This is a genomic window from Paraburkholderia terricola (genome assembly GCF_003330825.1).
GTDB lineage: Bacteria > Pseudomonadota > Gammaproteobacteria > Burkholderiales > Burkholderiaceae > Paraburkholderia > Paraburkholderia terricola.
In genome coordinates this window covers 2,120,826-2,134,500 of the sequence record NZ_CP024941.1, presented here as the reverse complement: position 1 = coordinate 2,134,500, position 13,675 = coordinate 2,120,826, and the positions used below count along the sequence as shown (strand labels likewise).

Annotated in this window: 9 protein-coding genes; all 9 read left to right on the top strand. The window is 65.4% G+C overall.

Annotation, left to right across the window (positions count from 1 at the left end):
- The first annotated feature begins 58 nt into the window (after positions 1-58).
- The 9 genes from corA to CUJ90_RS09510 all read left to right on the top strand — a co-directional run bounded on the left by corA (position 59) and on the right by CUJ90_RS09510 (position 13,660).
- Positions 59-1,036 (top strand): magnesium/cobalt transporter CorA, encoded by a 978-nt coding sequence (corA, locus tag CUJ90_RS09555; protein ID WP_073431067.1) that lies wholly within the window; start codon positions 59-61, stop codon positions 1,034-1,036.
- A 375-nt stretch (positions 1,037-1,411) separates the two neighbouring features.
- The gene (locus CUJ90_RS09550) at positions 1,412-2,374 is read left to right on the top strand and encodes a sugar ABC transporter substrate-binding protein (protein WP_073431068.1); all 963 of its coding nucleotides are present in this window, start codon (positions 1,412-1,414) and stop codon (positions 2,372-2,374) included.
- 362 nt (positions 2,375-2,736) lie between these two features.
- Entirely contained in the window at positions 2,737-4,335 is a 1,599-nt protein-coding gene (locus CUJ90_RS09545; protein ID WP_114162538.1) for a sugar ABC transporter ATP-binding protein, read from the top strand.
- A complete protein-coding gene (locus CUJ90_RS09540; protein ID WP_073431070.1) occupies positions 4,332-5,393 on the top strand; it encodes an ABC transporter permease in 1,062 nt (353 codons plus the stop codon). The genes CUJ90_RS09545 and CUJ90_RS09540 overlap by 4 nt, the downstream gene beginning before the upstream one ends.
- Before the next feature lie 169 nt (positions 5,394-5,562).
- Positions 5,563-6,603 carry a LacI family DNA-binding transcriptional regulator gene (locus tag CUJ90_RS09535; RefSeq protein ID WP_073431071.1) on the top strand — a complete coding sequence of 347 codons (1,041 nt, stop codon included), beginning with the start codon at positions 5,563-5,565 and terminating at the stop codon, positions 6,601-6,603.
- Between the two features lie 51 nt (positions 6,604-6,654).
- Positions 6,655-7,584 carry a ribokinase gene (rbsK, locus tag CUJ90_RS09530; protein WP_114162537.1) on the top strand — a complete coding sequence of 310 codons (930 nt, stop codon included), beginning with the start codon at positions 6,655-6,657 and terminating at the stop codon, positions 7,582-7,584.
- Positions 7,585-7,972: 388 nt separating this feature from the next.
- Complete coding sequence (locus tag CUJ90_RS09525; protein ID WP_114162536.1) at positions 7,973-9,745, top strand: methyl-accepting chemotaxis protein; 1,773 nt, start codon at positions 7,973-7,975, stop codon at positions 9,743-9,745.
- Positions 9,746-10,088: 343 nt separating this feature from the next.
- Complete coding sequence (locus tag CUJ90_RS09520; protein ID WP_073431074.1) at positions 10,089-10,850, top strand: hydratase; 762 nt, start codon at positions 10,089-10,091, stop codon at positions 10,848-10,850.
- Positions 10,851-11,737: 887 nt separating this feature from the next.
- Positions 11,738-13,660, top strand: a complete 1,923-nt coding sequence (locus CUJ90_RS09510) for a PrkA family serine protein kinase (protein WP_073431076.1) — start codon at positions 11,738-11,740, stop codon at positions 13,658-13,660.
- The last annotated feature ends 15 nt before the right edge of the window (positions 13,661-13,675 follow it).

Here is a 13,675-nt window from a genome sequence, read left to right as displayed (position 1 = left end):
ACGTTCGGCTTACACCGCGCCGCGGCGCCTGCCGGTTTCGTTTTCAAGGTAATCCAACATGCTGATCAATTGCGCCGCCTATCAGGACGGCCGGAAGCTGGCTGACATCGACATCGATAGCATCAGCGACTACGTGGCGCGGCCCGAGTGCTTCGTCTGGGTCGCGCTGAAAGACCCCGGGCCGGGCGAGCTGGCCGTGATGAAACACGAGTTCGGCCTGCACGAGCTCGCGATCGAGGATGCGCAGAAGGGCCATCAGCTCCCCAAGATCGAGGAGTACGGCGAGTCGCTGTTCGCGGTGATGCACACGGTCGAAATGGACGAAGACGGCGAGCTGGTGATCGGCGAGGTCGACGTGTTCGTGGGGCGCAACTACGTGCTCTCGGTGCGCCGCGGCACGCGCGCCGGCTTTCAGAACGTGCGCGCGCGCTGCGAGCGCGAGCCGAAGCTGCTCAAGAAGGGCTCGGCGTTCGTGCTGTACGCGCTCGTCGACGACATCGTCGATCGCTATTTCCCGATCGTCCAGGCGATGAACGCCGAGATCGAGCAACTGGAAGACCGCATTTTCGATCGCAACAATTCGGCGGCATCGCGCGCGATCATCCAGGATCTGTACTCGCTGAAGCGGCGCCTCGTCACGTTGCAGCACCATATCGCGCCGCTTCAGGAAGCCATCAGCAAGCTGACGGGCGGGCGTATTCCCAGTGTTTGCGAAGGCATGCAGGCGTACTTCCGCGATGTCTACGACCACCTCGAACGGATCGTGCGCACCATCGACGGCCGGCGCGAAATGATCGTCACGGCCGTGCAGGTCAATCTCGGCATGATTTCGCTCGCGGAGAGCGAGGTGACCAAGCGGCTCGGCTCGTTCGCGGCGCTGTTCGCGGTGCCGACCATGATCGCCGGCATCTACGGAATGAACTTCCAGAATCTGCCCGAATTGCACTACCGGTACGGCTATCCCATCTGTCTAACCGTCATGGCGACGGTCGATTTCGTGCTGTACTGGCGTTTCCGCAAAGCCGGCTGGCTCTGATCCGGCGTCCAGCGCGCCGCTGTGCAACGCGCGGGTCATCCGGGACGCCGCGCATGTTCACGCTTGCACCGCGCGCAATAAAAGTCCAGCATAGGCGGCCCGTTGGCCGCTGACCTTGCAGCCGGCGGCAATTCAGCCACGTACGCACCCCGCGAGGACCCTTGCCAACACGCCGCCTGCCGGCGCGCTCGACACACGCGCCGGGTCGAATCGATCGACCGCCACGCACCGCCGCATATTCTGCGCCCCGGTGCACTGCAACACCGCGAATCGTTGACAATGCGACCAGGCTGCGCTGAGAATAGGCCCCGCAAACGTTTGCGCGTCACTAAAAATACGGCTCGCCCGCGAGTCCGACAAACCTTGGAGATATGCATGAGCCATCGCATTCGCCGCCGCCTGCTGGCGGCCGCCGTTCTCGCCACCGCTACCGCCGCGCTGCCGTTTTCCGCCGCTTACGCGCAAACCGCGCCCGCTCATAAGCCGAAGGTGGCGCTGGTGATGAAGTCGCTCGCCAACGAGTTCTTCCTCACCATGGAAAACGGTGCGAAGGATTACCAGAAACACAATCCCGGCCAGTTCGACCTGATCACCAACGGCATCAAGGACGAGACCGATACGGCGAACCAGATTCGCATCGTCGAGCAGATGATCGTGTCCAAGGTCGACGCGATCGTGCTCGCGCCGGCCGATTCGAAGGCGCTGGTGCCGGTCGTCAAGAAGGCGGTCGACGCGGGCATCATCGTCGTGAACATCGACAACCGGCTCGACCCGGACGTGCTCAAGTCAAAGGATCTGAACGTGCCGTTCGTCGGACCGGACAACCGCAAGGGCGCGCAGAAGGTCGGCGACTATCTGGCCAAAAAGCTGAAGGCGGGCGACGAGGTCGGGATTCTCGAAGGCGTGTCGACCACCACCAACGCGCAGCAGCGCACCGCCGGTTTCAAGGACGCGATGCAGAGCGTCGGCGCGAAGGTCGTCTCGGTGCAATCGGGCGAATGGGAAATCGACAAGGGCAATGCGGTGGCCTCGGCCATGCTCAACGAGTACCCGAACCTGAAGGCGCTGCTCGCCGGCAACGACAACATGGCGATCGGCGCGGTCTCGGCGGTGCGCGCGGCGGGCAAGCAGGGCAAGGTGATGGTGGTCGGCTACGACAACATCGGCGCGATCAAGCCGATGCTGAAGGACGGCCGCGTGCTCGCCACCGCCGATCAATACGCCGCCAAGCAGGCCGTGTTCGGCATCGATACGGCGTTGAAGGCGATCGCCGAGCACAAGAAGCAGTCGCAGTTGTCCGGCGTGGTGGAAACGCCGTGCGACCTGGTGACGAAGTAAGCGTCGCCGGGAAAACACCGCGATAAGCACAGCAATAAGCACCGCAGTAAGCACCGCAATAAGCACAGCAATAAGCACCGCAACGAGCCCGGCTCCGGGGTTCGCGCTCACGCCGTCGCATGCCCTATGCATGCGGGCGAGACACGAACCCGCGGCAATTCAATAAACGCTCAAGAAACCTGCCGCGCCGCCGTTAATGCCAGAGGTAAGCGTCATGACGGTGGCCGCGCGGCGGGAGGGTGCGTGGCCGTGAGCGCCTGCGCATTCCGCGCATTGGGCCGGCATGACACGTGGCGATCGGCCGCGGCCTCATTCGAGTGAATCGCATGAGACCGCGCCGGCCGCCCCGAACCAGGATCGCGATGGATTCAACCGACCACGACGCCGTGCCTGCCGTACTGTCCGTTAGCGGCATCGGCAAGACCTATGCCGAACCGGTGCTCGCCGACGTTTCGCTGTCGTTGCGCGCCGGCGAGGTATTGGCGCTGACCGGCGAGAACGGCGCGGGCAAGAGTACGCTGTCCAAGATCATCGGCGGGCTCGTCGACCCGACCACCGGCGCGATGCGCCTCGGCGGCGAGCCGTATGCGCCGGCGAGCCGCACCGAAGCCGAAGCGCTCGGCGTGCGCATGGTGATGCAGGAACTCAATCTGCTGCCGACGCTGTCGGTGGCCGAAAACCTGTTCCTCAACCGCTTGCCGCAGGCGGGCGCGTTCCGCTTCGGCTGGATCGACCGCCGCAAGCTGCGCGAGGACGCGCGCCATGCCATGGCGCAAGTCGGCCTCGACGCGATCGATCCCGATACGCTCGTCGGCGAACTCGGCATCGGCCATCAGCAGATGGTGGAGATCGCCCGCAATCTGATCGACGACTGCCGCGTGCTGATTCTCGACGAACCCACCGCGATGCTGACCGCGCGCGAAGTCGATCTGCTGTTCGAGCAGATCGACTGCCTGAAGGCGCGCGGCGTCGCGCTGGTCTACATCTCGCATCGGCTGGAGGAACTCGCGCGCGTCGCCGAGCGGGTCGCGGTGCTGCGCGACGGCCGGCTGGTGCATGTCGACGCGATGGCCAACCTGACGAGCGACGACATCGTCACGTGGATGGTGGGCCGTGAACTCGGCGAGCGGATCGATCTGGGCGTGCGCGATATCGGCGCGCCGCTTCTGAAGGTGGACAAGCTCACGCGCGGCAAGGTGGTGCGCGAGGTCTCGTTCGAGGTGCGCGCGGGCGAGATTTTCGGCATTAGCGGGCTGATCGGCGCGGGCCGCACCGAACTGATGCGGCTGATTTACGGCGCCGATCAGAAGGACGGCGGCACGGTCGCGCTGGCGTCGAAACCGGGCGCGCCGCCCACGCCCGTGCACATCGCCTCGCCCACGGACGCGGTGCGCGCCGGCATCGCGCTGATCACCGAGGACCGCAAAGGCGAAGGCCTTTTGCTGCCGCAGCCGATCGCGGCCAACGTGTCGCTCGGCAATATCGGCAGCGTGGCGCGGCATGGCATCGTCGACGCGCGGCGTGAGAACGCGCTCGCGCAAAAGCAGATCGACGCCATGCGGATTCGCAGTTCGGGGCCGGGGCAGATCGTCGGCGAACTGTCGGGCGGCAACCAGCAGAAGGTCGTGATCGGCCGCTGGCTCGCGCGCGATTGCCGCGTGCTGTTATTCGACGAACCCACGCGCGGCATCGACGTCGGCGCGAAGTTCGATATTTATGGCTTGATGGGCGCGCTGGCTCGGGAAGGGCGCGCGCTCGTCGTGGTGTCGAGCGACCTGCGCGAGCTGATGCTGATCTGCGACCGGATCGGCGTGATGTCCGCGGGAAGCATGACGGGTGTGTTCGAACGCGACGGCTGGTCGCAGGATGCGTTGCTGGCCGCGGCGTTCGCCGGCTACCGCAGCCGCGAAGCGTTGCTCCACGCCGTCCCCGACACCAACGAAGCAGGGAGTCTGTCATGACCGATCAATCGTTGCGTGAAGCACCGAATGGCAAGCAGGGCGCGGCCAACGCGAACAGCACGAACAACGCCATGCCGCCGGCCGACCCGTCCGCGCCGCTCGCGAGCGGCAAGCCGGCGGGCACGCGCCTCGGCTTTTCGAATTACCTGGGTCTGGCCGGCGCGCTGCTGGCGATGATCGTGCTGTTCTCGCTGCTCAGTTCGCACTTTCTCACCTACGACACATTCAGCACGATCGCCAACCAGATTCCGGATCTGGTGGTGATGTCGGTGGGCATGACCTTCGTGCTGATCATCGCCGGGATCGATCTGTCGGTGGGCTCGGTGCTGGCGCTGGGCGGGTCGGTGGTGAGCGTGGCCGCGCTGAAGTGGGGCTGGGGGCCGTTGCCGTCGGCGCTGCTAGGCGTCGCGGCGGCGGCGCTGACCGGCACGATCACCGGTTCGGTGACGGTGGGCTGGCGGATTCCGTCGTTCATCGTCTCGCTCGGCGTGCTGGAAGCGGCGCGCGGCATGGCCTATCAGATGACGAATTCGCGCACCGCCTATATCGGCGACGCCTTCGATTTTCTGTCGAACCCGATCGCCTTCGGCATCTCGCCGGCGTTCCTGATCGCGGTGGCCGTGATGGTGATCGCGCAACTGGTGCTCACGCGCACGGTATTCGGCCGTTATCTGGTCGGCATCGGCACCAACGAGGAAGCGGTGCGGCTCGCCGGAGTCGATCCGCGGCCGTACAAGGTCATCGTGTTCGCGTTGATGGGCGCGCTCGCGGGCCTGGCCGCGCTGTTCCAGATTTCGCGTCTGGAAGCGGCCGATCCGAACGCGGGCGCCGGCGTGGAACTCCAGGTGATCGCGGCGGTGGTGATCGGCGGCACCAGCCTGATGGGCGGGCGCGGCTCGGTCATCAGTACGTTTTTTGGCGTGTTGATCATTTCGGTGCTGGCGGCCGGCCTCGCGCAGATCGGCGCGAACGAGCCGACCAAGCGGATGATCACCGGCGCGGTGATCGTGGTGGCGGTGGTGCTCGACACCTATCGCAGCCGCCGCAAGCGCGCCTGAGCCGCTCGCGGCGCGCAGCGGCCCGGCAGATTGACGCGGCATGAGCAGTCACGGTGTCGTTAGCGGTAAAGCGTAAGAATTCATGGGTTTGGTCTGTCTTCGATGAAGACGTCCGGTGGGTCGCCAGATGGCGCGACCGGCGGAAAAAACAGGCAGGAGAGCAACAGTTATGGCGACGATCAAGGATGTAGCGGCCGTGGCAGGCGTGTCGTTCACGACGGTATCGCACGTGGTGAACAACTCGCGGCCCGTGTCCGCCGACGTGCGCGCGAAGGTCGAGCACGCGATCCGTCAGCTTCACTACGTGCCGTCGGCGGTGGCCCGCTCGCTCAAGGCGCGGGCGACGGCGACGATCGGCCTGGTGGTGCCGAACAGCACGAACCCGTATTTCGCCGAACTGGCGCGCGGCATCGAGGACGGCTGCTCGCGCAACGGCTACTGCGTGTTCTTCTGCAATTCCGACGACGACCCGGCCAAGCAGCGCAACTATCTGCGCGTGTTGCAGGAAAAGCGCATCGACGGGCTGATCGTGGCCTCCGCCGGCGACGACGCGGTGCTCGCGCAAGCGCTCGCCGACGCGCGCGAGCCGCTCGTGATCGTCGACCGCAACATCGAGGGGCTGAACGCGGACCTGGTGCAGATCGACCATGAGAAGGGCGGCTATCTCGCCACCCGCCATCTGCTCGAACTGGGGCATGTGCGGATCGGCTGCATTACCGGGCCGGTCGAGACCGCGGTGAGCGCGATGCGGGTACACGGCTTCATCCGCGCGATGACCGAGCGCGGCATCGAGATTCCGCCGGATGCGATCGTCGAAAGCGACTTTTCCGGCATGGGCGGCCATCGCGCGGCGGCGCAACTGTTCGACACGGTGAAGCCGTCGGCGATTTTCGCCGGCAACGACATGATGGGCATCGGCGCGCTGCGCGCGGCGGCGGAACGCAACATCAGCGTGCCGCGCGATTGCTCGATCATCGGTTTCGACGACATCGAACTGGGACGCTTCACCTACCCGTCGCTGTCGACGGTCGGGCAATCGGTGCGCGCGCTCGGCGACATGGCCGCGCAAACGCTGATCGAACGCATCGCCGGGACCCCGTCGGGCACCGCGCGCGCATCCGGCCGCCGGCGCGTCGTGTCGCCGCGGCTGATCGTGCGCGAATCCACCGCGACCTGGGCGGGCGCGGGCAAACGCAATCTGGCGGCATGAGCGCAACGGCGGCGAAGCGCACGAAAGCTCGCCGCACTATGGGAGAAGGGAGTGGCAAGTCAGCAAACGCGCTCACGCGTGACGGTGGTCGGTAGTCTGAACATGGATCTGGTGGCGCGCGCGCCGCGTCTGCCGCATCCCGGCGAGACGCTCGCGGGCCGCACGTTCGCGCAGGTGGCGGGTGGCAAGGGCGGCAACCAGGCGGTCGCGGCCGCCCGGCTGGGCGCGCGGGTGTCGATGCTGGGTTGCGTCGGCGCGGACGCCAATGGCGCGCAACTGCGCGCCGGACTCGAAGCGGAAGGCATCGACTGCGCGGCGCTGGAAACCGGGACGCAGGCGACCGGCGTGGCGCTGATCGTCGTCGACGATGCGAGCCAGAACGCGATCGTGATCGTCGCGGGCAGCAACGGCGAAGTCACGCCTGAAACGATTGCCCGCCACGAGGCCGTGCTGGCCGCCGCCGACGTGGTGATCTGCCAGCTCGAAACACCGCCCGCGACCGTGCGCGCGGCGCTTGCCGCGGCGCGGCGGCTGGGCAAGACGGTGATTCTGAATCCGGCGCCCGCCACCGGTCCGTTGCCGGCCGACTGGCTGCCGCTGATCGACTACCTGATCCCGAACGAACTCGAGGCCGCCACGCTGACCGGTCTGCCGGTCGCCTCGCCCGAGGACGCGGCGCGGGCCGCCGCCGCGCTGCGCGCGGCCGGCGCGCGCAACGTGCTGGTCACGCTCGGTCCGCGCGGCGTGCACGCGACGCTCGACGGCGGGGCCGCGACGCTGTACGACGCGCCGCGGGTGGCAGCCGTCGATACGACCGCGGCGGGCGATACCTTCATCGGCGGCTTCGCGGCGCAACTCGCGCAAGGCGCGAGCGTCGATGCGGCGATCCGCTTCGCGCAGCGCGCGGCGGCGCTCTCGGTGACGCGCGCCGGCGCGCAGCCGTCGATTCCCACTCGCGCCGAACTGGACGCTTCGGCCTGATTGGCCGCGAGCCCGCCGCGCATCGAGGCCAACGATGCGCGGCGCGCAAAAGCGTCTGCCGTGGTGCCCGGGCTCGACCTTCACATCAGGCTCGTCTGCTCGGCTCACGCCAGAACCCGGCTCATTCCGTGGCGCGTTCGTTCAGCGCCCCTTTTTCACACCCCGTCATTGCCCGAAACGCCGTGTAATCCGCGCGGCGCCGTCGCTTGCCGGGCCGTTGAAGTTGAGCCGAATTTGTTACAACGTCTTTCTTCACACCATATAAATACTTCAAGTATGCGTTTTCCGTGCCGTAAACAAACTTAGAGCGCCGCACCCAAAAAGGGACGCCTCGACGCAGACGCCCCACGCGTACGCGCTCTCTTATTTGCTAAGCACAGGAACAAGCATGTTGAACAAAGGCATCACGATCAAGGCGCGCATTGGCCTGACGATGGCATTCCTTGCCGCGCTGCTGGTGGCCATCGGCGTGTTCGGTCTGTTCGGCATGAGCCGTTCGAACGACGCCTATAAGGACACGTTCACCAACGCCATGCCGAGCGCGGTCGACATCGGCAATGCGGAGCTGTACGCGGCGCGCGAACGGCTGGCGCTCGACCGCGCCGCGTTCATGATCGGCACGCCGGAATCGGCGCCCACGCTCGAGCGCGCGCGCCTGATGCGCACCACCTCCGACACGTGGTGGAAAAAGTACATGGACCTGCCGCGCGACGCCGAGGAAGACCGTCTCGCACAGGTCGTCGTCGGCAAGCGCGACGCGCTGCATCAGCAGGCGGACGCCTTTGCCGCGATCGTCGCGGCAAGCGATCAGAGCAAGCTGATCGACAGCGCCAAGCGTCTGCAGGTGGCGTACAACGAACTCGCCAACGCCGACGAGGCCTTGCGCAAATTCCAGTTCGAATCGGCGAAGGCGGGTTACGACTCCGCGCAGAGCCAATTCGACCTGTTTCGGCTGGTGAGCGCCGGCGCGCTGCTGGTCGGCGTGCTGGCCGCGGCCTTGTCGTATCTCGTGCTGAGCCGCGCGATCGCCCGTCCGCTCGACGAAGCCCTCGGTCACTTCGACGCGATCGCCGCCGGCGATCTGCGCCGCCCGGTCGTCGTCACGTCGCGCGATGAAATGGGCCGGCTGCTCGAAGGGATCGCGAAGATGCAGCGCAGTCTCACCGAAACGGTGCGCACGGTGCGCAGCGGCAGCGAGTCCATCGCGACGGCCACGCGTCAGATCGCGGCCGGCAATCTCGACCTCTCGTCGCGCACCGAGGAGCAGGCGTCCGCGTTGCAGGAAACCGCGTCGAGCATGGAAGAGCTGACCGGCACCGTCAAGCAGAACGCCGACAACGCCCGCCAGGCGAGCTCGCTCGCGGCCAATGCGTCGGAGATCGCCAATCGCGGCAGCACGGTGGTCGGGCAGGTGGTCGGCACGATGGGCGACATCAATCAGAGTTCGGCGAAGATCGCGGACATCATTTCGATCATCGAAGGCATTGCGTTCCAGACCAACATCCTGGCCCTGAACGCGGCCGTGGAAGCGGCGCGGGCCGGCGAGGACGGGCGCGGTTTCGCGGTCGTGGCGGGCGAGGTGCGCAGCCTCGCGCAGCGCTCGTCGGCGGCGGCCAAGGAAATCAAGGAACTGATCGACACTTCGGTCGAGCGGGTGCAGTCCGGCTCGGCGCTGGTCGACCAGGCCGGCCGCACGATGACGGAAATCATCGGCGCGGTGCAGCGCGTGACCGACATCATGGGCGAGATCGCGGCGGCCTCGGAAGAGCAGAGCAGCGGCATCGACCAGGTGGCGCGCGCCGTCACGCAGATGGACGAGGTCACGCAGCAAAATGCCGCGCTGGTCGAGGAAGCGGCCGCGGCGGCGTCTTCGCTCGAAGACCAGGCGGGCAAGCTGCGCGCCGCGGTCGCGGTGTTCCAGTTGGACGAAAGCGGCCAGGCGCCCCTGAGCGCGGCGGCGAGAAGTGCGGCCAAGCCGGCGCGTCCGGTCGCGGCCCGCAAGATGTCTCACGTCACGGCGCGGCCCGCGCCGCAGGCTCCGGCCGCAAGCGCCGCCACGAGGGCACCTGCGAGGGCGCCCGCAGCAGCGCCCGCGAGAGCGCCGGCCAAAGCCGCGGCGCCCGTCAGCGCCGGCGGCGACCAGGACTGGGAGACTTTCTAATCCCTTGCCCTCTGTCGGAGCATCCGTTCGCGGCGCCGGGACGACTCGAAACGCGTCCCGGCGGATGACCGCATCGCCCGAAAAGACCGCGATCGCGCAGGCATCGGCGGTCTTTTTTCATGGCTTGCGCATTAAGTAGGGCCGACGGCGCACTTCACGCCCTGGCGGGCGCCATGATCCGGTACATTGACGGGCGCGGCTGCTGCTCCTCGCGGCTGCGCGGCCAGCGCGGATCGTCTGCCTGAAGCGTGCGAGCCCGCTGCCTTTAATCGCTGTAACGCCTGTCCACGCCAACCGGCACGCGGCAACCAACCGCTCAACGCGCCAGCCATAAAGGACCGACATGACGCCACACGACCTCGCGCTCCGCCTCGTCGAAGCACGCCGGCAGCATCATCCGATCGACGTGCCCGCGCCCGACAGCCTGCCGCCCGACGCGGCCACCGCCTACGCGATCCAGCAGGCGGTCATCGCGGGCCTCGGTGATGCGACCGGTGCGTGGAAGATCGGCGCCAAGGCGCCGGGCGGGGCCGCCGCGGGCGCGCCGATTCCGGCGTCGCTGGTGCTGCCCTCGCCGGCGCGGGTCGCGCATGCCGGTTTCTTCCGCGTGCTGGTGGAACTGGAGATCGCCTTTCGCTTCGCCGAGGCGATCGAGCCGCGCGGGCGGGCCTATGCGCGCGACGAGGTGCTGGCGAAGGTCGGCGTCGTGCTGCCGGCCATCGAAATCGTCGATAGCCGCTTTGCCGAATGGCCGAACGTCGCGCCGCTCGCGCAACTGGCCGACGCGCAGAACAACGGCGCGCTGATCACCGGTCATCCGGTGGCTTACGCGGGTCTCGCGCGCGGCTTCGATTTCGTGTCGCCCGAACTCGAACTGAGTCTCAACGGCCGCTCGCTCGTGCCGGAAGTGACCGGCAATCCGGCGGGCGACCCGCGCGAACTGCTGGTGTGGTTCGTCAACCATTGCGCGGCGATGGGCATCACCATCGAACCGGATTGGACGCTCACCACGGGTTCCTATGTCGACGCTCACAATGTGGACAAGCCCGGCATCGTGCGCGGCCATATCGACGGCCTTGGCGAAGTCGAGGTCGATCTGACCTGAGCATGCGACACCCGCCGGTTACAGCGCGGGTTACAGCGCGCTTGTGACAACCCGCTTGTCACGACTGTCTTGTAACGGCTCATTACGAAGCTTCATGCAAACGGCTGCCCACGGGGTGGCCGTTTTACATTTACGGCGTCTCCAAGGTGCGACTTGCCGCCGTCTTGTGTGCGTCTTGCGCGCGTCTTGCGTATACACCTATTGAAGCGGACTGCCGCTGCGCCGTCATCCAGTTATACGGGCGGCTAACCATATCGCGGACGCGGTTACTACGAGGGCTGAAGCATCAGTGGGCGGCTCTGTGCGATTCACCTCGCGTCGGTGCGGACGACGCGGAACAAAACCGCTCGCGCCTTGACGAACCGCTTGAAGGCGCACCGATGCAAGGCACGCCATGCGCGCAACGCCACGAACATGTAACAGGCGCTTTTTCGTGTAGACCCGATGCCCGCGCCGCGCGTTGATGAAGAGAATGGCCGGGCACGAAAAACGCGTAGGACGTGCGTGCTTTCACGACGATGCGGGTGCGAGCGGACAGATCGTCCGGTGCAGCAGCCGGTTTGTTCGATGAACGATACGACCTGTGACCTGTGTAATGGGGGCATGGCCGTGACATGGGCCAGCGGTGCAACAGAGTGTGTCGCGGCGAGATGGCGGCAGCGCTGTCACGACAGCGGCGGTTCGCGATTGCTGCGGCCTGCGCGCAAGATTGTAGGTTGTCGATACACCGTTTCCAAGTGATGAATATCGGTAGCCGGGTACGGCGCGATTTTCGCAACGTAGTTCGTGAAAAAAAATTTAAAAGGGTTTAGGATGAATTCGAGCGATGTCGTTTCCGAATAGCGCGCCGCGCACGACATCGGTCTAGACTTCGGCGAGGAGGTAGCATGGATATCTACAGCAGTTTCGCGACCCGCTTCGAGAAAACGCGAGAGGATGAACTCTCGCTCGAGGAGTATCTCGCGCTCTGCAAAGACAATCCCGCCGCGTACGCCACGGCTGGCGAACGCATGTTGACGGCAATCGGGGAACCGGAACAGATCGATACTCGCAACGATCCGCGCCTGTCGCGCATCTTCGCGAACAAGGTGATCAAGGTATACCCAGCGTTCCGTGAGTTCTACGGGATGGAAGAGGTGATCGAGCAGGTGGTCGCGTACTTCCGGCATTCGGCCCAGGGTCTCGAGGAAAAGAAACAGATTCTCTATCTGCTGGGCCCGGTCGGCGGCGGCAAATCGTCGATCGCGGAGCGTTTGAAGCAGCTCATGGAACGCGTGCCGTTCTATGCGATCAAGGGCTCGCCGGTCAACGAGTCGCCGCTCGGCCTGTTCGATTACGACGAGGACGGTCCGATCCTCGAAGAGCAATATGGCATTCCACGCCGCTACCTCAAAAGCATTCTGAGCCCGTGGGCGGTCAAGCGCCTGCACGAATATAACGGCGACATCCGCAAGTTCCGCGTGGTGCGCCGCTATCCGTCGATCCTTCGCCAGATCGGCATCGCCAAGACCGAGCCGGGTGACGAGAACAATCAGGACATCTCGTCGCTGGTCGGCAAGGTCGACATCCGCAAGCTCGAACAGTACGCGCAAGACGACGCCGACGCATACAGCTACTCGGGCGGCCTGTGTCTCGCGAATCAGGGCCTGCTCGAATTCGTCGAAATGTTCAAGGCGCCGATCAAGGTGTTGCATCCGCTGCTCACCGCGACCCAGGAAGGCAACTTCAAGGGCACGGAAGGCTTCGGCGCGATTCCTTTCGACGGCGTGATCCTGGCCCACTCGAACGAGTCCGAATGGAAGGCGTTCCGCAACAACCGCAACAACGAAGCACTGCTCGACCGGATCTTCGTGGTGAAGGTGCCGTACTGCCTGCGCTACAGCGAGGAAGTGAAGATCTACGAGAAGCTGCTGCGCAACTCGTCGCTGGCGAGTGCGGTATGCGCGCCCGGCACGTTGAAGATGATGGCGCAGATGTCGGTGCTCACGCGTTTGCAGGAGCCGGAGAATTCCAGCCTCTTCTCGAAGATGCAGGTCTACGACGGCGAGAATCTGAAGGATACCGATCCGAAGGCCAAGTCGTATCAGGAGTACCGCGATTTCGCGGGCGTGGACGAAGGGATGACCGGCGTGTCGACCCGCTTCGCGTTCAAGATCCTGTCGCGGGTGTTCAACTTCGATTCCACCGAAGTCGCGGCGAATCCGGTGCATTTGATGTACGTGCTCGAACAGCAGATCGAGCGCGAGCAATTCCCGCCGGAAACCGAGCAGAAGTATCTGTCGTTCATTAAAGACGTGCTGGCCTCGCGCTACGCCGAATTCATCGGCAAGGAGATTCAGACCGCGTATCTGGAGTCGTATTCCGAGTATGGTCAGAATATTTTCGATCGCTACGTGACGTACGCCGACTTCTGGATTCAGGATCAGGAGTTCCGCGACCACGACACCGGCGAGAGTTTCGACCGTGCGGCGCTGAACGCCGAACTGGAGAAGATCGAGAAACCCGCGGGCATCAGCAACCCGAAGGACTTCCGCAACGAGATCGTGAACTTCGTGCTGCGCGCGCGTGCTGCCAATGCGGGCAAGAATCCCGCGTGGATCAGCTACGAGAAGCTGCGCGTCGTGATCGAAAAGAAGATGTTCTCGAACACGGAGGAACTGTTGCCGGTGATCTCGTTCAACGCCAAGGGCTCGGCGGAGGAACAACGCAAGCACGAAGACTTCGTGAATCGCATGGTGACGAAGGGCTATACGCCGAAGCAGGTGCGCTTGCTGTGTGACTGGTATCTGCGCGTGCGCAAGTCGTCATGATGCGCATTGCGTGCC